This is a genomic window from Paraburkholderia sp. CI2, from assembly GCF_014201055.1.
Classification (GTDB): domain Bacteria; phylum Pseudomonadota; class Gammaproteobacteria; order Burkholderiales; family Burkholderiaceae; genus Paraburkholderia; species Paraburkholderia tuberum.
Genome location: NZ_JACHDL010000021.1, coordinates 40906 through 60886 on the forward strand (window position 1 = coordinate 40906; position 19981 = coordinate 60886).

Annotated in this window: 16 protein-coding genes and 1 tRNA gene; 9 read left to right on the plus strand and 8 right to left on the minus strand. The window is 64.4% G+C overall.

Features of this window, described 5'->3' with window-relative positions; genetic code table 11:
• Positions 1 to 11 precede the first annotated feature (11 nt).
• Both HDG32_RS25320 and HDG32_RS25325 read right to left on the minus strand, forming a co-directional pair.
• A complete protein-coding gene (locus HDG32_RS25320) occupies positions 12 to 473 on the minus strand; it encodes a copper chaperone PCu(A)C (RefSeq protein ID WP_184071637.1) in 462 nt (153 codons plus the stop codon).
• A 28-nt stretch (positions 474 to 501) separates the two neighbouring features.
• A complete protein-coding gene (locus HDG32_RS25325; RefSeq protein WP_184071639.1) occupies positions 502 to 1116 on the minus strand; it encodes an SCO family protein in 615 nt (204 codons plus the stop codon).
• 486 nt (positions 1117 to 1602) lie between these two features.
• Between HDG32_RS25325 and otsB the strand changes: the two genes are divergently transcribed.
• Positions 1603 to 2352, plus strand: a complete 750-nt coding sequence (otsB, locus tag HDG32_RS25330; protein WP_184006249.1) for a trehalose-phosphatase — start codon at positions 1603 to 1605, stop codon at positions 2350 to 2352.
• Between the two features lie 53 nt (positions 2353 to 2405).
• Positions 2406 to 3884, plus strand: coding sequence for an alpha,alpha-trehalose-phosphate synthase (UDP-forming) (gene otsA, locus HDG32_RS25335; RefSeq protein ID WP_184071641.1), 1479 nt, complete (start codon positions 2406 to 2408; stop codon positions 3882 to 3884).
• A 95-nt stretch (positions 3885 to 3979) separates the two neighbouring features.
• Here the strand turns inward: otsA and HDG32_RS25340 are convergent, their stop codons facing one another.
• A complete protein-coding gene (locus tag HDG32_RS25340) occupies positions 3980 to 5815 on the minus strand; it encodes an ABC transporter ATP-binding protein (RefSeq protein WP_184071643.1) in 1836 nt (611 codons plus the stop codon).
• 695 nt (positions 5816 to 6510) lie between these two features.
• Here HDG32_RS25340 and HDG32_RS25345 point away from each other — a divergent pair.
• The 3 genes from HDG32_RS25345 (at position 6511) to HDG32_RS25355 (ending at position 9299) form a co-directional block, all read left to right on the plus strand.
• Positions 6511 to 7575: a glycosyltransferase family 4 protein gene (locus HDG32_RS25345; RefSeq protein WP_090801132.1), complete on the plus strand. Its 1065-nt coding sequence runs from the start codon at positions 6511 to 6513 to the stop codon at positions 7573 to 7575.
• 260 nt (positions 7576 to 7835) lie between these two features.
• Positions 7836 to 8684, plus strand: coding sequence for a hypothetical protein (locus HDG32_RS25350; RefSeq protein ID WP_184071645.1), 849 nt, complete (start codon positions 7836 to 7838; stop codon positions 8682 to 8684).
• 150 nt (positions 8685 to 8834) lie between these two features.
• Positions 8835 to 9299 carry a DUF2214 family protein gene (locus tag HDG32_RS25355; protein ID WP_184071647.1) on the plus strand — a complete coding sequence of 155 codons (465 nt, stop codon included), beginning with the start codon at positions 8835 to 8837 and terminating at the stop codon, positions 9297 to 9299.
• 84 nt (positions 9300 to 9383) lie between these two features.
• Here the strand turns inward: HDG32_RS25355 and HDG32_RS25360 are convergent, their stop codons facing one another.
• The 5 genes from HDG32_RS25360 to HDG32_RS25380 all read right to left on the minus strand — a co-directional run bounded on the left by HDG32_RS25360 (position 9384) and on the right by HDG32_RS25380 (position 14049).
• Complete coding sequence (locus tag HDG32_RS25360; protein WP_184071649.1) at positions 9384 to 11258, minus strand: ABC transporter ATP-binding protein; 1875 nt, start codon at positions 11256 to 11258, stop codon at positions 9384 to 9386.
• Positions 11259 to 11777: 519 nt separating this feature from the next.
• Positions 11778 to 11852: transfer RNA gene (locus HDG32_RS25365), tRNA-Val, on the minus strand.
• A 48-nt stretch (positions 11853 to 11900) separates the two neighbouring features.
• On the minus strand, positions 11901 to 12635 hold the full coding sequence (dnaQ, locus tag HDG32_RS25370; protein WP_184071651.1) for a DNA polymerase III subunit epsilon: 735 nt from the start codon (positions 12633 to 12635) through the stop codon (positions 11901 to 11903).
• 80 nt (positions 12636 to 12715) lie between these two features.
• Positions 12716 to 13162, minus strand: a complete 447-nt coding sequence (rnhA, locus tag HDG32_RS25375; RefSeq protein ID WP_184028269.1) for a ribonuclease HI — start codon at positions 13160 to 13162, stop codon at positions 12716 to 12718.
• Positions 13159 to 14049 carry a class I SAM-dependent methyltransferase gene (locus HDG32_RS25380; protein ID WP_184071653.1) on the minus strand — a complete coding sequence of 297 codons (891 nt, stop codon included), beginning with the start codon at positions 14047 to 14049 and terminating at the stop codon, positions 13159 to 13161. Before HDG32_RS25380 ends, rnhA begins: the two co-directional genes overlap by 4 nt.
• Positions 14050 to 14067: 18 nt before the next feature.
• On the opposite strand from HDG32_RS25380, the gene gloB reads away from it, so the two are divergent.
• From gloB to carA, 4 genes are all read left to right on the plus strand, one after another.
• Positions 14068 to 14859 carry a hydroxyacylglutathione hydrolase gene (gene gloB, locus HDG32_RS25385; RefSeq protein WP_184071655.1) on the plus strand — a complete coding sequence of 264 codons (792 nt, stop codon included), beginning with the start codon at positions 14068 to 14070 and terminating at the stop codon, positions 14857 to 14859.
• Between the two features lie 157 nt (positions 14860 to 15016).
• Positions 15017 to 16705, plus strand: a complete 1689-nt coding sequence (locus HDG32_RS25390) for a transglycosylase SLT domain-containing protein (RefSeq protein WP_184071657.1) — start codon at positions 15017 to 15019, stop codon at positions 16703 to 16705.
• A gap of 263 nt (positions 16706 to 16968) precedes the next feature.
• Positions 16969 to 18210, plus strand: coding sequence for a nitrate/nitrite transporter (locus HDG32_RS25395; protein ID WP_184071659.1), 1242 nt, complete (start codon positions 16969 to 16971; stop codon positions 18208 to 18210).
• Positions 18211 to 18673: 463 nt separating this feature from the next.
• Positions 18674 to 19828 (plus strand): glutamine-hydrolyzing carbamoyl-phosphate synthase small subunit, encoded by a 1155-nt coding sequence (gene carA / locus HDG32_RS25400; RefSeq protein ID WP_090801117.1) that lies wholly within the window; start codon positions 18674 to 18676, stop codon positions 19826 to 19828.
• Positions 19829 to 19981: the final 153 nt, after the last annotated feature.

The window sequence follows — 19981 nt, forward strand, 5'->3', positions numbered from 1 at the left end:
CGTCGTGCCGCTTACCTGGTCTGGCCCGGCGACTTGACCGCGAACGGCGCGCTCACTGTTTCGCCGTCGGAGAACTTCAGCGTCAGACGCACGGTGTCGCCCGGCGCGACCTTGTGCTTCGCGTCCTCGAGCATCACGTGATAGCCGCCCGGCGCGATCGCGACCTGGCCATGCGCGGGCACCGTCAGCTTGTCGACCATCACCATCTTCTGCGTCGAACCGTTCGATACGGTTTGATGCAGCATCGCATCGCCGTAGTCGTCGCTCGATACATCGACGAGGGCGATCGGCTTGTCGCTCGCGTTGACGAGCGTCGCATAGCCGGCCGCGGGCAGGTTGTTCGGCAGCCAGCGCACCCACGCGTCCTTGATGCTGATCGCGTGAGCATCGGCCGCTTGCGCGGCCGACGCGGCGCCGAGTGACAGCGCGAGCGCGCAGGCGAGGGAAGCGATTGGTTTGAGCTTGATCGTCATGATGGAATGGAGTGGGATCAAAGAAGAATCAGGATTGGTCATCGATGATGCGGCGCAGGTCCTGCGCGATCGCATCGGGCGTGTCGTGATCGGTGGCGAGCAGGCGCGCGCGGCCCCGGCTGTCGAACACATAGACGGCGGAGCTGTGCGTGACCTCGTAGTTGCCGTTCGGGTCGCGCTTTTCCATCTGATAAGCGACACGATAGCGCTTGGCCAGCGACTCGATCTGCCAGTCGGTGCCGCTCAGCGCTTCGGCGTGCTGTGCGTCGAACGCGCCGACATAGTCGTGCAAGGCCCGCGGCGTGTCGCGCGCGGGATCGACGGTGATGAACAGAATGCGCGCTTTCTGCGCATCGGGACCGAGCTTGCCGAGCACCTGCATCAGACGGCCCATCGTTTCGGGACAGACGTCCGGGCAATGCGTGTAGCCGAAGTAAACCAGCGACGTGCGGCCCCTGAACGACGCGGCGTTGACGGGACGGCCGGTGTCGTCGGTCAAGGTGAAGTCCAGATCCGGCAGGTGGCCGGTCACGTTGGTCAACTGCCACGGCTCGGCGCGCTGTGTGCAACCGGTCAGCGCGGCGAGCGCGACCAGCGTGCCCAGCGCAGTTGCCGCCGCAAGCCGGCGTGCCAACCCGTGCATCAAGCGGTGCGTGAGTCGCTTGGGTCGTGAGCCGGACAGGTTCGGCCGCTGGCGCTGGGGTGGCAGGATCGGGAACAAAGCAGGGTTCAATGACTCGATTGAAGAGCAGGCAACGCGAACCGATGGAGCAGGGGGCCGCACCGCCGCCCGATCATGCCGCGCAAGATTCGCGCGCGACACGCGATTGATTGAGAGCATGCAACGATGTCCATCACACCGACGGTCCGCGTGGCAGCGACTGTAGCGCAAAATTGGCGCCAGCGTCGCGCAGCGCGCCGGGCGCACGATTTGCGAGTCAATTTGACGCAGCTTGCTGAAAGCCGGTTGAAGCCCGATCGTTGCGCTTTTGAACGCAATCGACAGAAGCGGATGGATAGATCGCCCATCGGGCTTGAGTCCCAGCTTACTTTCTCGAAAAATTGACGGATGCGCGGTAAGATGCGCACACTTTTCCGGCCATAGATGGCTGAAAGGCGAACCCAGGCGATGCAAGCACTTCCGGCTGTTCTGTCTCCGAGCGAGACGGCATTTTTCTTCGACTTCGATGGCACGCTCGTCGAACTCGCCCCCACACCGGACGGCGTGCTGGTGCAGCCGCGCGTGATCGACCTGCTGCGCGAACTGCGCAGTCTGACGAATGGCGCGGTCGCGGTGGTGTCGGGGCGCGGCATCGACAGCATCGACAGTTTTCTCGGCATGCCCGATCTGCCGGTCGCGGGTCTGCACGGCGCCGAGCGGCGCGATGCGAATGGCGACACGCAGCGCATCGGCTTTCACGACGAGCGCCTGTTGCGCATGGAGCAGGTGCTCGCGCAGGTCGTCAACGAACATCCGGGCATGCTGCTCGAGATCAAGGGCGCGGCGCTCGCGCTGCACTACCGCAACGCGCCGGACCGCGAGCCGGTCGCGCGCGAGGCGACCGAGCGGCTCGTCGCCGATTACCCCGCTTCTTACGTGCTGCAGCCCGGCAAGATGGTCTACGAGATCAAGCCGAAGGACGTCGACAAGGGCCGCGCGACGCGCGCGTTCCTCGACGAGCTGCCGTTCACCGGCCGCACGCCGATATTCGCCGGCGACGATCTGACCGACGAGAAGGGCTTCGCGGTCGTCAACGAGCGCGGCGGTCTGTCGATCAAGGTCGGCGCGGGCGAAACGATGGCGCGCACGCGCGTCGAATCGGTGTCGTCACTGCTCGACTGGCTCGAAACCATCGTCGCGGCGGCGCGCGGCGCATGACGCCGGCGGCCCCGTTCAACGAAAACAACATACTGCATCGGGAATCGCGCTTCATGAGCCGACTGATCATTGTTTCGAACCGGGTGGCGCCTATTTCGGAGGGCGGTCCGGCGGCGGGCGGTCTGGCGGTCGGCGTGTACGACGCGCTGAAGGAGACCGGCGGCATGTGGTTCGGCTGGAGCGGCGACGTGCTGTCCTCCGGCCAGCCGCAGATCAAGCTCGAGGAGCGGGGTCCGGTGACCTTCGCGACCGTCCCGCTGATGCGGCGCGATTACGACCAGTACTACCGTGGTTTCTCGAACGCGACGCTGTGGCCCGCGTTCCACTATCGATCCGACCTGCTGCATTACGACCGGCACGACTTCGAAGGCTACTGCCGCGTCAACGCGTGGCTCGCGCAGCAACTCGTGCCGCTCCTGCGCGAAGACGACGTGATCTGGGTGCACGACTATCACCTGATTCCGTTCGCTCAGGCGCTGCGCTCGGCAGGCGTGAAGAACCGCATCGGGTTTTTTCTGCACATTCCGTTTCCGGCCGCGCAGGTGCTGCTGACGGTGCCGCCGCATCGCGAGCTCGTCGAGGCGCTGTGTTCGTTCGACCTGCTCGGCTTCCAGACCGGTCCCGATCTGCGCGCGTTCTGCGACTACGTGATCAACGAGGGGGGCGGCTCGATCGACGCGTCGGCGAAAGGACCGCTGAGTGTGCATGCGTTCGGCCGCACGTTGCGCGCCTCTGCGTATCCGATCGGCGTCTATCCGGACGAGATCGCCGACCTCGCGAAGGCGGGCGAACGCGGCAAGCCGGTGCGCACGATGAAGGCGACCCTGCATTCGCGCAAGCTGATCATGAGCGTCGACCGGCTCGATTATTCGAAGGGGCTGGTCGAGCGGTTCCGTGCGTTCGAGCGCCTGCTCGAGCATACGGCCGCGCAGCGCAACAAGGTGTCGTTCCTGCAGATCGCCCCGCCGACGCGCGCCGACCTGCACGCGTATCAAGACATCCGGCTACAGCTCGAAGGCGAGTCGGGACGGATCAACGGACGTTTCGCCGAGCTGGACTGGACGCCGATCCTATACATCCACAAGCAGTACGAGCGCTCGGTGCTGGCGGCGCTGTTCCGTACCGCGCACGTCGGCTACGTGACGCCGTTGCGCGACGGCATGAACCTCGTTGCGAAGGAATACGTGTCGGCGCAGGATCCGGAGAATCCCGGCGTGCTGGTGCTGTCGCGCTTCGCGGGCGCGGCGCAGGAGCTCGACGGCGCGCTGATCGTCAATCCGGTCGATATCGACGGCATGGCCGAAGCGCTCGCGCGGGCGCTCGACATGCCGCTCGCCGAGCGCCAGGGGCGCTATCGCGACATGATGGCGCAACTGCGCGAGAACAACGTGTCGGTGTGGCGCGATAACTTCATGGGCGATCTGCAGAGCGTCGAGGGCGCGAAGCGCGCCAGAAGCGGGAAAGCGCGCGCGGCCACGGGTGCTGCGGGCGCCGCGCGGAAGAGGGCGGCGCGCGAGAGCGTGACCGGCTAAGCCAAGCCGGGCCGCGAGACAGACAGCAAAAAGCCGCCCCAGGGAGCGGCTTTTTTTCAAGCGATGCGATGCGCAGCGCGTGGACCAGGCGTGCGTCAGGCTACGTGCTGTTCGTCGACCTTCTTGCCGCCGATATGCAGCGTCTGGCCCTTGCCATACTGCTTCGAGAGCAGGTCGCGATAAAGGCCCGGACGCTGGCGCAGTTCTTCCGGCGTGCCGTCGTCGATGACCTTGCCGGCGCTCATCACGATGATCCGGTCGAAGTTGTTCAGCGTCGACAGACGGTGCGCGATCGCGATCACGGTGCGGCCGACCATCAGGCGGTCGAGCGCCTTCTGGATCGCTTCCTCGGACGCGCTGTCGAGCGCGGACGTGGCTTCGTCGAGCAGCAGGATCGGCGCGTTTTTCAGAATCGCGCGCGCGATTGCGATGCGCTGGCGCTGACCGCCCGACAGCTTCACGCCGCGGTCGCCGACGATCGTGTCGTAGCCTTCCGGCATCGCTTCGATAAAGTCCGCGCAACGCGCCTCGCGCGCGGCGGCGAGCACTTCCTCGCGGCTCGCGTCCGGGCGGCCGTACGCGATGTTCTCGTACACCGTGCGATGGAACAGCGAGATGTCCTGGGGCACCAGCGCAATCGCGTGGCGCAGGCTGTCCTGGGTGATCGACGCGATGTCCTGGCCGTCGATCTTGATCGCGCCACCCTGGGTCTCGTAGAAGCGCTGCAACAGCGCGAGCACGGTCGATTTGCCGGCGCCCGACTTGCCGATCAGCCCGACGCGCTGACCCGGTTCGATATCGAGGTCGAAGTGATCGAGAATCGGCCGGCGGCGCGGATAGGCGAACGTGACGCCGTCGAACGTGACGCGGCCGCCCTGCGGCACGAGTTCGGTCGCGTCGTCGCGATCGGGCATGCCGTGCGGTTCGAGCAGCGTGCGCACGGCCTCTGCGAGTCGCGCGACGTGCTGCGTGACGTCGACGAGCGCGACGGCGAGATCGCGCGTGCCGTGCAGGATCGTGAAGCCGAGCGAGCTGACGAGCACGATGTCGCCCGAGGTCGCGCGGCCCTGGTCCCACAGCCATAGCGCCCAGCCGAGCAGGCCGGCCGACAGCAGCGCGGTGACCACGGCGTGCAGCAGACGCAGCTTTTCCAGGTACAGCAGGCTTTGCTGGCGCGCGTCCATTTCCGACTTGACCGTCGAAGCAAAGCGGTGCTGTTCGCGGAACGTCATGCCGAACGCGCGCACGAGCCCCATATTGCTGATCACGTCGACAAGCTCGCCGTCGACCGATGCCGCCTTGGTCGCGAAATTATGGTGACGCGCGGAACCGCGGCCCGCGAGCTTGTACAGCACGACCGACAGGATCGCCGAGCACAGCATCAGGCCGGCGGCCATCAGCGGGTTCACCGCGATGATCATCACGATCGCGCCGAGCACCGCGATGCACGGCGGCAGCACGTTCCACGCGGTGGTGTTTTCGGCGGTGTAGACGGCGTTCGAGGTCGCGGTGATCCGGCTTGCCAGCATGCCGGGCTGCTTTTCGGCGTAGTAGGTCGGCGAGTGGCCGCTCAGGTACTGAAACAGGTCGCGCCGCAAATCGCCCGTCACGGCGACGAACGTGTGCGCGGCGAACCAGCCGCCGATCCGCCACAACAGGTTGTCGGCAGCGATCAGGCCGACGAGGATCGCGAACGCGCCCCACAGCGGTCCCGGATGATGCCTGCCGCCGCCGAGCACGTCGATCAGATGTTTGATCGCGTACTGCGAAGCGAGTGCGCAGCCCACGGCCGCAAACACGCTGCACAACACGATCGCATGCGCGAGCGGATGGCGGCGGATAAAGCGGAAGAGAAACGCAAGTGGCCGGTGCGCATAGCTCGCGAGCTTGGCGTTCTGGGCGTTACGCTGGGCGATGGTCAAGTGTTCCAATTGAGCTGAGATCGATGTGTTGCGGGTTGTGCATGCAATGCGCGGACCACACGGACAAGCATGGCTCTCCGTGAAGCCGATGTTTCGCATTGTAAACATGCAAAGGCGATTGCGCCCTGTGTATCCGGGCTTTGACGCGATTGATTTCGCGATGGACCTCCGCGATCTGCGTCGTCCCAACACACCAGCCGACGGGCCATTCAGGCAGATTGCGGAAAATTTCGAGATATAATTACAGATTGCATTCAACCGCGCTGCGGCAATTTTGCAATTCCTACCGGCAACGTTGATGGGGAAGAACTCGCAGACACGGTACCGCCGCGCCTCCCGAAACCTCGTGGATACTGTAGAACTATCTTTGAAAACAAGGGTTTGCAAAGTGTTTCGCGTTTGTAACAACGTAAAGACTTTGAAATGCTGCGGTGCTGCAACAATCCGGGCATCGATAATGCGTGCTCGTTAGCCCGGCAATTTTTCTGACAGTTTGTCAACGTCGGTGCAACGGGCGCGTTTACTCGCACATGCCCAGTCGCTGATCCACTTGTCCGGGCTCGTTACCAAGCGATCCATCGCAGGATTTCTCAAAAGAATCAGGCCCGCGCCGGCATTTCCGGCCAGACTGCCCTGGCGAGCAAGCGAGTCGCTTTTTCCAAATGCAGTACTTTTGCCTGATTTTTTACTAGGAGTTCGTCAATATGCGAATCGCTCAAATCGCTCCGCTGCACGAGGCGGTTCCTCCCAAGCTGTACGGTGGTACGGAACGCGTGGTGTCCTATCTGACCGAGGCGCTGGTCGAGCAGGGCCACGACGTCACGCTGTTTGCAAGCGGTGATTCGCAAACCTCGGCGAAGCTCGAAGCTTTCTGGCCGCAGGCGCTGCGCCTCGACCCGACGATCCGCGACGTGATGGCGCCGCACATGCTGCTGCTCGAAGAAGTGCGCCGCCGCGCGGACGAATTCGACGTGCTGCATTTCCACATCGACTACTACCCGTTCTCGCTGTTCGCGCGTCAGCCTGTGCCGTTCGTCACGACGCTGCACGGCCGTCTCGATCTGCCTGAACTGCAGCCGATCTTCAACACGTTCAATGACGTGCCGGTCGTGTCGATCTCGGACAACCAGCGCATTCCGCTGCCGCAGGCGCACTGGCTGCAAACCGTCTATCACGGTTTGCCGGAAGACGTGCTCAAGCCGATTCCCAACGTCGAACCCGGCTACCTCGCATTCCTGGGCCGCGTCTCGCCGGAGAAGGGGCTTGACAGGGCGATTCGCATCGCCGGGCAGGCAGGCATGAAGCTCAAGGTCGCCGCCAAGATCGACAAGGCCGACCGTGCCTACTACGAAGAAGTCATCAAGCCGCTGATGTCGTTGTCGCACGTCGAGTACATCGGCGAAATCGGCGAAGCTGAAAAGCGCGAGTTTCTCGGCAATGCGCACGCACTGGTGTTCCCGATCGACTGGCCGGAGCCCTTCGGTCTCGTGATGATCGAGGCGATGGCTTGCGGCACGCCGGTGATCGCGTTCAATCGCGGTTCGGTGCCGGAAGTGATCGAAAACGGCGTGTCGGGTTTCGTCGTCGAGGACGAAATCAGCGCGGTCGCCGCCGTCAAACGTCTGCACACGCTGCCCCGCGCTGGCGTGCGCAAGGCGTTCGAGGCGCGCTTCTCGTCGAAGGTGATGGCGCAGAACTACGTCGCCACCTATGAAGAACTGCTGCGTCGCAAACATCGCACGGTGCTGCGCGAAGTCAACGCGGGCTGATTGGCGATTGTTCCGCCGCGGTTGTTTCGCGGTAGATAAAACGCTGTCGGCAGCAACTCGTTGCACGCTTCCTTCGTTGCTCTGAACGCCCCGCCGGCACGTCGCCGGCGGGGCGTTGTTGCATGCGCGCTGCGTTTTTCGTCGGTGCACAACTGAAAATACGGGTTTCCGCGCGGCGCGAACGAGCCAGTCTCGGTAATATCCCTATAATTGCCGTGCCGCAAATTGGGCTGCGGTGCCGCCGACGACAGGAGGATGCCTTGGCGAGAACGAAAGAGACGCGCGCGAACGCCGCGCCCGGCGCCGGAACGATTTTTACGTTGCGCGCCATCGGTCTCGTGCTCGCCGCCCGCTGGTTTTTCTCGATGTCCGAGATGAAGCTGACCACCGCGCTGACCGCGATGGCGTCTTCACCGTGGGCATGTATCAACCTCGTTTTTCTGTTCCTGCTGATCTTCCTGCCGGGCGCGCGCGCCGTCGCGGAGCGTCCGTTCCATCCGTTGCCGCAATGGCTGCGTCAGGCGCTGCGCCTGTTCGCGTTCCTCGGGTTTCTGTTTGCGCTGTGGTCGGTCGGCGCGTTCGTCGCGAGCGCAGGCTGGCGTCGCGCGATGCAGGCGGTCGCGGCCAGCAACGGTTGGCTCGTCGCGGCGCCGGTGCTGTATGCGATCGTCTTGTGGATCTGCCGGCCGCTGCCGTTGTGGCGCACCAATGTGGCGGCGCGGCGCTTTGCGATCGGCCGCTATGCGGTGTCGCTCGATCCGCTGACCCGCACCGTCGTCGTATGGGCTGAGCGGCGCAAGGTGGGGCAATACGATGCGCGCGAATTGTCGGTGCGCTGGGCGAGCGGTTCCAATGCGCGCGCGACGCCGGCGCCCGCGGTCGCGTTCGGCGCGGCGGGCAAGGCCGGCGCGTCAGCGGCGCCGATAGGGTCGGTCGCGGCGCCCTCGCTTGCGCGCAGCGCGTTCGGCGTACGTCCGAAGGTCGAGTTGCTGTGGGATTCGCCGGCCGCCGCGGGTCATAACCGGCAGACCGTTTTCCGCGCCGCGCTGACGACCGAAGGCGATCGCGTCGCCGCCCGCGCGCTCGACACGACGCTGCGCCAGGTCTGACGCTGCATGTTTTGTGCTATCGGTCACATCGCGTGGCCGATGCACGCATCCCGAAGCGAAGCTTCGTCGATAATGCAATCAAGGCGCCCGGCCTGCAGGCGGGCGAGTGGGACACTCATCGATCGTATCGCGTCTTTCGCAGGAGTCGCCATGCTGGTTCGCTGGTTGCTTGCCGCCCTTCATCTGCTCGCGTATGGTTTTGCGCTCGCGTCGATTCTCAGACGCACGTGGTCGCTGCGTCGCGCGTCGGTGCCCGCCGCGTTGCGTTCGGTGTTCCGCGCCGATTCAGGCTGGGGCATCGCCGCGCTGGTGCTGATCGTGACCGGCCTGATGCGCATGTTCGGTAGCTATGAGAAGGGCGCCGACTACTACCTGCACCAGCCGCTCTTTCACGTGAAGATGACGTTGCTGGTGCTGATCCTGATCCTCGAAGTGCCCACGATGCTCGGCCTGATGCGCTGGCGCGCGTCGATCCGCAGCGGCGCGGCGCCGAATCTGAAGAAGGCGCGATCTTACGCGCATTTCAGCGTGATCCAGACCGTGCTGCTGGTTCTGATGGTGTTTGCCGCGACCGGAATGGCGCGCGGCATCGGGTTGCCCGCCGGCGCGGTGTAGCGCGGCGGGTCTTCTATTGCCAAGGGCTGGTGGCGCCGGGCGTGGCATCGTTTGCCGTGAAGCCTGGTGCATGCCTGCGTCGCGCTAGCCGACCAACAAGCCAGAATCGTCGACCCGGTCGGCTTTGACCTTTGCCGACTCGCGCACGAGCTCCGGCTCGCCGAGACCCTTGATCAGTTCCAGCGCCTGACGCTCGAACAAGCGACGGTACAAGCCGTTGTCGCGTTTGATCAGCGCGTCGTGGCTGCCTTCCTCGATCACCTTGCCCTTGTCGAGCACGAGGAGCCGGTCGAGCGCGCGCACCGTCGACAGCCGATGCGCGACCACCAGCGTCGTGCGCCCCTGCATCAGCCGCTCCATCGCGCGCTGGATCAGCACTTCGCTTTCGCTGTCGAGGCTCGACGTGGCTTCGTCCAGAATCAGGATCGGCGCGTCGGCGAGAAAAGCCCGCGCGATCGCGACGCGTTGACGCTCGCCGCCCGATAGCTTGATGCCGCGTTCGCCGACCAGCGTGTCGTAGCCGTTCGGCAGCGCGGCGATGAAGTCGTGCGCGCTCGCGAGCCGCGCGGCCCGCTCGATGTCGGCGCGGCTCGCGCCGGGCCGTCCATACGCGATGTTCTCGGCAAGCGACCGGTGAAACAGTAGCGGCTCCTGCTGGACGATCGCGATCTGGCTGCGCAGCGACGCTTGCTGGACCTGCGCGATGTCCTGGCCGTCGATCGTGATCCGCCCGCCCGAAATGTCGTGAAGGCGCTGGATCAGCTTGATGAAGGTCGTCTTGCCCGAGCCGGAATGACCGACCAGCCCGACGCGCTCGCCCGGCGCGATGCGGATGGAAAAGTCGTCGTAGAGCGGCCGGCTGTGCGCGCCATAGTGAAACGACACCTGCTCGAAGCGGATCTCGCCGTCGCGGATCGCGATGGCGCCGGCGCCGGGACGATCTTCGACGCCGAGCGGCTGACTCTCGAGCGACACCAGTTCCTCCATGTCGTTGACCGAGCGCTGCAGGTTACGGATGTGCATGCCGATGTCACGCAGATAGCCTTGCAGCATGAAGAACATCGTCAGCGCGAACGTGATGTCGCCGACGCTCGCTTCGCCGCGTGCCCACAGCAGTAGCGCCACGCCGAGAATCGCCGCCTGGATCGCGGCCAGCATGCCGCCCTGGAGGCCGCCGTTGAGCGTGCCGCGCACCCACGTGCGGCGTGTGCGTTGCCGCCATTTGCCGATCACGTGCGCGAGGCGCGCTTCCTCGCGCGCTTCCGCGCCGAATGCCTTGACGACGCCGTTGCAGCTGACCGCATCGGCGAGCGCGCCGCCCATGCGTGTGTCCCACGCGTTCGCGAGACGCGCGGACGGCGCGACGAAGCCCAGCGACACCGTCACGGTCACGCCGATATACAGCAGCGAGCCGATGCCGACGACGATGCCCATCATGAGCCAGCGCGAGCCGAGCAGCAGGGTCGCGCCGATCAGCATCGCCAGCGATGGCAGCAGCGCGATCAGCAGCGTGTCATTCAGCAGGTCGAGCGCCCACATGCCGCGCGTGATCTTGCGCACGGTCGAGCCGGCGAAGCTGTTCGCGTGCCAGTCGGTCGAAAAGCGCTGCACGCGATGAAACGCGCGCGCGGCGATCTCGCTCATCATCTTCAGCGTGAAGCGGATGATGTTGAAGTACACGCCTTGGCGCAGCAGCGTCGCGGTGAGGCCGAGCGCGGCGAGCGCGCCGAAGGCCGCGAGCGCGTGATGCCAGACGGGCGCCGACGACGCCGGACCGGCCGCGATCGCGTCGACGAGACGTCCGGCGAAGACCGGCGTCAGGATGTCCGCGCCCGCCGTGAACAGCGCGAGCGCCGCGATCACGACGATGCGCCCCGGCTGTTGCGCCCAGTGACGGAAGGTGAAGCCGAGGACATCCTTGAAGGCTTGTCCGCGAAAGTCGAGTTTTCTGTTGGCCATTTGCTTTGGGCCCGGCGAAGCACGAGCGCGCCGAGATTCCAGTCAGAAGCGAAAAAGGGGTAGACAGCCAGCGGATGCCGGAATCCGCGCGGCAAGGCGCGAAAAAATACGACGGCAAACAACGGCAACGGAACAACGGACTGTCTGGAATGAACGCGGTCCGCCTGCCGAGGCGGCGGCGCATCAGCGACAACGCTGCGGCTTCAAGGTCGCATCGGTCGTGGCGGACGGGCCGGCGGTCGTGGAACCATGCGGGGGAGCGCGCGATGCACTGCAAACATGTGGCGCTTCCCTGAGATGGTTCAAGATGGAGAAACCGGACGGAGCCGGACCGGGCGAATGCCCGTTTGCCGAATATAGCAATAGTGCGGGGCGCTCGCCAACCTACGGAACGACGTGGTTCTATAGCCAACGATATCTCGTATGGCGCACGCGACGTTATTTGCCGGCAAATAGAAAAAGGGCTTACGCATTGCTGCGTAAGCCCTTTTGTCTTCGGTGATCGACACACCAAGAATCTGGTGGGTAGTACTGGGATCGAACCAGTGACCCCTGCCGTGTGAAGGCAGTGCTCTACCGCTGAGCTAACCACCCGAAGAGATCGAAATTATGCCAGGGAATTTAGGGTTCGTCTAGTCTTTTTTAAGCAGTTTGCTCATCAGTTGCCGGCGCGGGTTCAAGACGCCATACGCTCGCGCCTTTGAGCGCCTTGTCGAGATCGTCGAGTACGGCTTCGTGCGCGGTGCTTTCGTCGTCGCTCGCAGCGATCACGACCAGCTCTAGCGAGTCGAGTGCGACGCGCGGCGCATGCGTATCGCCGCCGGCCTGCGCTTCGCCGAGCATGTCGATGACGAGGCTTTCCTGACCGCGCGTCATCGCCAGATAGACCTCGGCGAGCAGTTCCGAGTCGAGCAGCGCGCCGTGCAGCGTACGGTGCGCATTGCTGATGCCGAAGCGGTCGCACAGCGCATCGAGCGAATTGCGCTTGCCGGGGAACATCTGCTTGGCTTGCGCGAGCGTGTCGATAATCTCGCCGCAGTGCATGCTCACTGGCGGCAGACCGAGCAGCGCGAACTCGGCGTCGAGAAAGCCGATGTCGAATGGCGCGTTGTGGATGATCAGGTCCGCGTCCTGGATGAAATCGCGGAACTGGTCGATGATCTCCGCGAACTTCGGCTTATCGCTCAAAAATTCCGTGGTGAGGCCGTGCACCGCGAGCGCGCCCGGATCGCTGTCGCGCTCGGGGTTGATATAGAAGTGCAGGTTGTTGCCGGTCAGCCGGCGGTTCACGAGCTCGACGCAACCGAGTTCGAGAATCCGGTCGCCGCCGCGGGCGTTCAGGCCGGTAGTTTCGGTATCGAGGATCAGTTGACGCATGTCGGATTAGCCTGCTTCGAAAAAATTGCGGAAAAAAGCGGGGAGGGCGGCGCGCGGTGTTGCCGATGCGCGCACGCTCTTTACATCTCGGCGAGCGATGCCACGCCGCGATTGGCCAACTGATCGGCGCGCTCGTTTTCCGGGTGGCCATTGTGGCCGCGCACCCAGCGCCATTCAATCTCGTGTTGCGCGACGAGCGCATCGAGCCGCTTCCACAGATCGGCGTTCTTGACCGGCTGTTTCGCCGCGGTGACCCAGCCTTTCTTCTTCCAGCCGTGAATCCACTCGCTGATGCCTTTCTGTACGTACTGCGAGTCGGTGTGCACGATCGCCTTGCACGGGCGCTTCAACGCCTCGAGCGCGGAAATCACGCCCATCAGCTCCATGCGATTGTTGGTCGTGTTGGCCTCGCCGCCGAACAGTTCTTTTTCCTGGCTGCCGAAGCGCAGCAACGCGCCCCAGCCGCCAGGGCCGGGATTGCCCTTGCAGGCGCCGTCGGTATAGATGTCGATGTGATCTGGAGTCATTCGGTGTGGTTTCGTGTGTTCGGGGTGGCGGCGGGCGCGAGGCCTGCCGCGAGCACGGGCTTTTTCACTTTGAGCGGCCCGACGAGACGCATGCCGCGCACGCGCTTGATCGCCTTGATCATGTAGGTGGCGCCGAAAATCGGCCACCAGCGGTCGCCGGCGGCTTCCATGAAGCCGTAACGCGCGAGCCATTGATCGCTCGCGAGCGGCGGACGATAGCAGCCGAAGCGCCCGCGTTCAAGGTCGAAGCCGAGCAGCTTGATCCAGTCCTTCAGGCGCGTGAACGCGATCAGATCGACGGCGGAGGGCACGAACGGGCGGCCTGTCATCTTGCCGATCGACTGCCGTACTCCCCACAGCGACAACGAGTTGAAGCCGAGGATGATCAGTTGGCCTTCAGGCACCAGCACGCGTTCGGCTTCGCGCAGCAGCCGATGCGGGTCGCTGGTGAATTCGAGCGTATGCGGCATCACGAGCAGGTCGACGCTTTGCGCTTCGAACGGCAGATCGAGCAGGTCGCACCAGACCGCGCTGCGCCCGGCCGGCGCGTGCAGACCAGGGGCGCCTCGCGCGGCGTTCGCGGGGTTGTCGTCGCCAGCGTCGCCAGCGTTGCCCGCGCTGCTGATGCCGCTCACGCTGCCACGACGTGCCCAGCGCGGATACGTGTACGGCGCGCTCGCGCCGCTCGCCGCGTCGAGCACGAGGCCGCGGCACGGCATGCGGTTCTCGCGCAACGCGTCGAGCTGCGGCAGGCCGAGTTGCAGCGCATGATAGCCGAACACGTCCGACACCACGCGATCGAGCTGGGTTTGCTCCCAGTCGAGCACGTAGCGGCCTGGCGGCGAATCGGTCCAGGCGGGCCAGTCTATAATCGCTCGGTCAGTCATATTAAAAATGCGTCGCCTATGAATGCGCTCGAGTACGTACCGGTCCCGGCGTTTGAAGACAATTACATCTGGGTCATTGCCGACGGACACCACGCGGTCGTCGTCGATCCGGGCGAAGCCGCCCCTGTGCGCGCCTGTCTGGCCCAACGAGGCTGGCGGCTGAGCGCTATTTTACTCACGCACCATCATCAAGACCACGTCGGCGGGGTGGCCGATCTGCTGAACGGCCAGGACGTGCCGGTCTACGGCCCCGCCGGCGAAGCGATCGCGCACCTGACACATCGTCTCAAAAGTGGCGATCACGTGACGATCGCTGTACCCGCACTTGAATTCAGCGTGCTCGACGTGCCCGGTCACACGAGCGGGCACATCGCCTATTTCCAGGCGGCCGATACGCGCGGCACGCCGCACGTGTTTTGCGGCGACACACTGTTCGCGTGCGGTTGCGGGCGCCTTTTCGAAGGCACGCCGCAGCAGATGCTGAATTCGCTCGATGCGCTCGCCGCGCTGCCCGGCGCAACCGAAGTGCATTGCGCACACGAATACACGCTGTCGAACATTCGCTTCGCGCTCGCTTGCGAGCCGCACAATGCCGAACTGCAGGCGTGGCGCGACAAGGCGAACGAGTTGCGCGCCCGCCACCAGCCGACGCTGCCGACCACGATCGCGCACGAGCTCGCGGTCAATCCGTTCCTGCGCGCAGGCGAGCCGGCGATCCAGTCGAACCTCGAAGCACGATTGCACGAAACGGTGTCTGACCGGCTGAAGGCCTTCACATTGATGCGCGAATGGAAGAACCGCTTCCGTTGATCCGGAGCGCATTCGGCGGTTCTTCACGCGATGAATCGGAAAAATTCGCCAAGCCCCAGATTTGGTTGATTTTTTTCTTGATTTTCCAATTGACGGAAACGTTGACGTTTCGTACTATCGGCTGCAAATTCCAGCCCTTGTGGAAACCGAGACGTTCATGCGATTTATCTTAAGTGCGTTATTGGTCCTGACACTCGCCGCGTGCGCGAGTCAGGGACCGACGACGAATACCGCCACTAACCCCGCCAGCCAGCAGGCCGTAGCCGACGCCCTTCGCAAGAACGCCACCGCTAAAGAAACCATCAACGTCGACCAGAACTCCGTCAATCAGTTGACGAGCCAGGACGCCGATCTGTGGGGCCGCATTCGCCGTGGCTTCCAGATGCCGGACCTGCAGAGCGACCTCGTCGACATGCAGCTGAACTGGTATCTGCAGCGTCCCGATTACGTGCAGCGCATGACCGAGCGCTCGCAGAAATACCTGTATCACATCGTCGAGGAACTTGAGTCGCGCCATATGCCGACCGAGCTCGCGCTCCTGCCGTTCATCGAGTCTGCATATAGCCCGCAGGCTTTGTCGGTCGCCAAGGCTGCGGGTATGTGGCAGTTCATGCCGGGCACGGGCCGGACCTACAACCTGAAGCAGAACATGTGGCAGGACGAGCGCCGCGACGTGCTTGCGTCGACCAGTGCTGCGCTCGACTACCTGTCGAACCTGCACGACATGTTCGGCGACTGGCAACTCGCGCTCGCTGCGTATAACTGGGGCGAGGGCAACGTGCAGCGCGCGATCGCGCGCAACGAGGCGGCGGGTCTGCCGACCGACTACATGAGCCTGCGTCTGCCGAACGAAACGCGCAACTACGTGCCGAAGCTGCAAGCGGTCAAGAACCTCGTGATGAACCCGCAGATGTACGGGCTCACCCTGCCGTCTATTCCGAACCACCCGTACTTCGTGACGGTCACGACCTCGCACGACATCGACGTCGACGTCGCCGCGCGGCTCGCCAACATGTCGACGGACGAGTTCCGTTCGCTGAACCCGTCGTTCAGGAAGCCGGTGATTCTCGGCGCGACGCAGCCGCAGATTCTGTTGCCTTTCGACAACGCGTCCGCGTTCGAGCGCAATCTGAAAACGTACTCGGGCTCGCTGTCGTCCTGGACCACCTACACGGTCGATGCACGCGCGACGCCCGCGGCGATCGCACAGAAGATCGGCGTCGACCCCGACACGCTGATGGAAGTGAACAAGATTCCGGTCGGTATGCGCCTGAAGCCGGGCTCGACGATCGTCGTGCCGCGCGGCTCGGACGACGACGAGGACATCAGCGCCGACGTCGCCGAAAGCGCGGTGCTCGCGATGGAACCCGACGTACCCGACACGCGCAAGATGCTGATCCGCGTGCGTCGCAATCAGTCGATGGCGGCCATCGCGGTGCGCTACGGCGTGTCGGTCGGTCAGCTGAAGGCGTGGAACAGGACGCATCGCGATCAGGTTGCGCGCGGCCAGGTGATCGTGCTGCACGTGCCGGTCGGCAAGCCGGTACCCAGCGAGCCGGGTCCGGAAAAGATCGCCGCCGACGTGCAAGGCGGCAGTGTGCAGAAGATTGGCGTCCACGTCGCAGACACACACGGTGAATCGCGCTACGATAAGAAGAAAGGGCGCGGCCACTCCGCCGTCGTCAAGGTCTCCGAGCCGGGCGGCAAGGGTAACAAGCCGGCGGCGCCCGTTACCAGCAAGGGCAAGGTCGAGAAGGTCTCGGCCTCGGAGCCCGGCAAGGCGTCGAAGGCCGCGGCTGAGAGCCGCCCGAAGACCGTGGCCAACGCGAAGAAGAAGGGTAAATAGACCAATAGCGGCTCTCACGGTAGTGACCACATGCGTTGCGGGGGCAGCGCATGGATTGCGCTCCGATCACGTACCGTGTTCATCCAACGCCGTCACCTCAGGGTGACGGCGTTTTTCATTGCGCGGACGATTTCTGCGCGTTTGCGGTATTTACTTTATTGTTCGTGCTTCGGCCGCGTTGGCCGCGGAGTGCCGGTCCGTCCTGATCCGTCCGAATCTCGGGAGAGGTTCTTGAGGTCATTTCCAGGTTTACTTCCTGATTTATGTCGTCGACCCAACTGCGCGTCTTTCTGCTTTTTTCCGCCGGCTACTTCGTCTCTTACGTGTTTCGCGGCGTCAATCTTGGTTTCGCGCCGTTCATCACGCGCGATCTCGGTCTGTCAGCCGCCGATCTGGGTGTGCTGACGAGTCTGTATTTCCTCGGTTTCGCGGGCGCGCAGATCCCCGCTGGCGTGCTGCTCGATCACTTCGGCGCGCGTCGCGTGACCTCCGTCACGTTGCTTTTTGCCGCGCTCGGCATCTGGGTATTCGGCGCCGCGCACAGCCTCGGCATGATGATGGTCGGGCGGCTGCTGATCGGCGTTGGCGTGTCGGTGTGCCTCGGCGCCGCGTTCAAGGCGCTCGCGCAGCATTTTCCGGTGGCGCGTTTGCCATTGATGAACGGGCTTGTGATGGCGATCGGCGGTTTCGGCGGCGTGATGGTCGGTTCGCCGCTCACGTGGGTGCTCGGTTTTTCCAGCTGGCGCCCGGTTTGCGTCGGACTCGGTGTGCTGACGGTAGCGGTTGCGCTCGCGCAATGGACGCTCGCTCCGGACGTGCGCGAAACGCATCGCCAGGCGAGCATCGTCGCGCAGTTCAAGGGTACGTGGCACATCCTGCGCAGCGCGGCTTTCTGGAAAATCGCGTCGTTCTCGGTCGTTACGCAAGGCGTCTTCTACGCGATGCAGTCGTTGTGGGTCGGAGCATGGCTGCGCGACGTACAAGGCTTCGAGCCGCACCAGGCGGCGGCGCTCGTGTCGATTCTCGGCTTCGCGATGATGGCCGGCTGCGTCGGTTTCGGCGCGGCGGCGCGTAGTCTCGAGCGGCGCGGCCTCTCGCTGTACGCGTTCTGCGGCATCGGCATGGCGCTATATGTGCTGACGCAGATGCTCATCATGTTTAACGCGCCGTTGCCGGCGAGCCTGTTGTGGGCCGCCTACGGCATCTTCGGCGGCACCGGGATTCTGAGCTACGCGGTGATGGCGCGGCATTTCCCGCCGCAGATGATCGGCCGGGTCAACACGACGCTGACGCTAATTATTTTTCTGCTGATCTTCGGTTTCCAGATCGGCGTTGGCGCGGTGCTGTCGCACTGGCCGGCGAGCGGCGGGCATTACCCGGCGCTCGCGCATCTGAGCGCGTGGAAAATCCTCGTCGCGCTGCAGGTGCTGAGTGCGATCTGGTACGTGTTGCCGGGTCGGCAGCTTGTCCGTTCGGGCGAGATGCGCGCGGAACAGGAGGCCTGAACGGCCGCGCCAGGCCTTGCGTCGGACCCGGAGGGGCCGCCACGGCGGTTCGGTCCCCGTCAATAGTGGTGTCTCGACAGAACCGCATAGACAGGCGTGGCAAGTACCTGGCGACGCGGCCCGGCAAGGCTTTGAAGGTCCGCCCAGGCACGTCGCCTCAACGCCTCGTCCTATCTCCCATTTGGAGGGGACAGTGGATTCAGGCTATAATTTGAAGGTTTGAGCTTATCCACCCGCACCCTAGCGCCTACCTCCCCCATACCGTTCATCCGCCGCGCGCCATTGGCGTAGCAAGAAGGGCTCCACACCCAGCCGAGTCGTCCGCACAATGGACCCGTCGCGCCCCTTGCAGCGTCACCCGGCAACTCGCGAGCGAGTCTGCGCGCGCATCCACGATGTGTTTCGCTGCGGCTTGCAATCGGATAGACAGGTGGCAACAGGGTGTTCCCCCAAGGAGTCTCCCGTGTTGCCGTCATTTTCTCCCGCTCTACTCGCGCTCGCCGACGGCACGGTCTTTCGTGGTTATTCGATCGGCGCCCCCGGGCATACCATCGGTGAAGTCGTGTTCAACACTGCCATCACCGGCTATCAGGAAATCCTGACTGACCCGAGCTACGCGCGCCAGATCGTGACTCTCACGTACCCGCATATCGGCAACGTCGGCGTGAATGCCGAAGACGTCGAAGCGACGAAAGTCCATGCCGCCGGCCTGATCATCCGTGATCTGCCGGTTCTCGCGTCGAACTTCCGCATGGAGGGCACGCTCCCGCAATATCTGCAGGACGAAGGCGTGGTCGCCATCGCCGGCATCGACACTCGCAAGCTGACCCGCCTCCTGCGCGACAAGGGCGCGCAAAACGGCGCGATCCTCGCTGGTTCCGACGACGAAGCGAAGGCCATCGAACTCGCGCGCTCGTTCCCGGGTCTCGCCGGCATGGACCTCGCGAAGGTCGTGTCGACCCAGGAAACCTACGAGTGGACCAAAACCGAATGGCGTCTGGGCACGGGCTACGGCGAGCAGAAAGCGCCGACGTACCGCGTGGTCGCATTCGACTACGGCGTCAAGCAGAACATCCTGCGCATGCTGGCCGAGCGCGGCTGCCATGTCACCGTGCTGCCGGCGCAAGCGAGCGCCGCTGACGCGCTCGAGCTCAACCCCGACGGCGTGTTCCTGTCGAACGGCCCGGGCGACCCTGAGCCGTGCGACTACGCGATAGCGGCGACCAGGGAGTTCATCGAGCGCGGCATTCCGACCTTCGGCATCTGCCTGGGCCACCAGATCATGGGCCTCGCGGTCGGCGCGAAGACGATGAAGATGAAGACCGGCCATCACGGCGCGAACCATCCGGTCAAGGATCTCGAAGACGGCCGCGTGGTGATCACGTCGCAGAACCATGGTTTCGCGGTCGATGCCGACACGCTGCCCGCCAACGCGCGCGTGACCCACGTGTCGCTGTTCGACGGCACGCTGCAGGGCTTCGCGCTGACCGACAAGCCGGCGTTCTGCTTCCAGGGCCACCCGGAAGCATCGCCCGGTCCGAACGACATCGCGTACCTGTTCGACCGCTTCACCGCGTTGATGGACGCGCACAAGAACGGCAAGAGCGCAGCGGCTTGAAGTAGTACAGGCCGGCCGCAGAGGCCAGCCGGAAGCGGCTCGCGGCGGCCGCCGCCGCAGCCCGCGGCGCTACGCGGCGGGCATGCCGCGAAACAGCGCGCGCAACGTGAAAACGGCGCGCCGACGGAAAGAATTCAGGAATACATTAGCGAG

Excerpts from the sequence above, each read along its gene's own strand:
- HDG32_RS25395 (WP_184071659.1), top strand. The coding sequence starts at position 16,969 with ATGTCGTCGACCCAACTGCGCGTCTTTCTGCTTTTTTCCGCCGGCTAC.
- HDG32_RS25325 (WP_184071639.1), bottom strand. The coding sequence starts at position 1,116 with ATGCACGGGTTGGCACGCCGGCTTGCGGCGGCAACTGCGCTGGGCACG.
- otsB (WP_184006249.1), top strand. The coding sequence starts at position 1,603 with ATGCAAGCACTTCCGGCTGTTCTGTCTCCGAGCGAGACGGCATTTTTC.
- HDG32_RS25360 (WP_184071649.1), bottom strand. The coding sequence starts at position 11,258 with ATGGCCAACAGAAAACTCGACTTTCGCGGACAAGCCTTCAAGGATGTC.
- otsA (WP_184071641.1), top strand. The coding sequence starts at position 2,406 with ATGAGCCGACTGATCATTGTTTCGAACCGGGTGGCGCCTATTTCGGAG.
- HDG32_RS25390 (WP_184071657.1), top strand. The coding sequence starts at position 15,017 with ATGCGATTTATCTTAAGTGCGTTATTGGTCCTGACACTCGCCGCGTGC.
- HDG32_RS25380 (WP_184071653.1), bottom strand. The coding sequence starts at position 14,049 with ATGACTGACCGAGCGATTATAGACTGGCCCGCCTGGACCGATTCGCCG.
- rnhA (WP_184028269.1), bottom strand. The coding sequence starts at position 13,162 with ATGACTCCAGATCACATCGACATCTATACCGACGGCGCCTGCAAGGGC.
- HDG32_RS25345 (WP_090801132.1), top strand. The coding sequence starts at position 6,511 with ATGCGAATCGCTCAAATCGCTCCGCTGCACGAGGCGGTTCCTCCCAAG.
- HDG32_RS25355 (WP_184071647.1), top strand. The coding sequence starts at position 8,835 with ATGCTGGTTCGCTGGTTGCTTGCCGCCCTTCATCTGCTCGCGTATGGT.
- HDG32_RS25320 (WP_184071637.1), bottom strand. The coding sequence starts at position 473 with ATGACGATCAAGCTCAAACCAATCGCTTCCCTCGCCTGCGCGCTCGCG.
- dnaQ (WP_184071651.1), bottom strand. The coding sequence starts at position 12,635 with ATGCGTCAACTGATCCTCGATACCGAAACTACCGGCCTGAACGCCCGC.
- gloB (WP_184071655.1), top strand. The coding sequence starts at position 14,068 with ATGAATGCGCTCGAGTACGTACCGGTCCCGGCGTTTGAAGACAATTAC.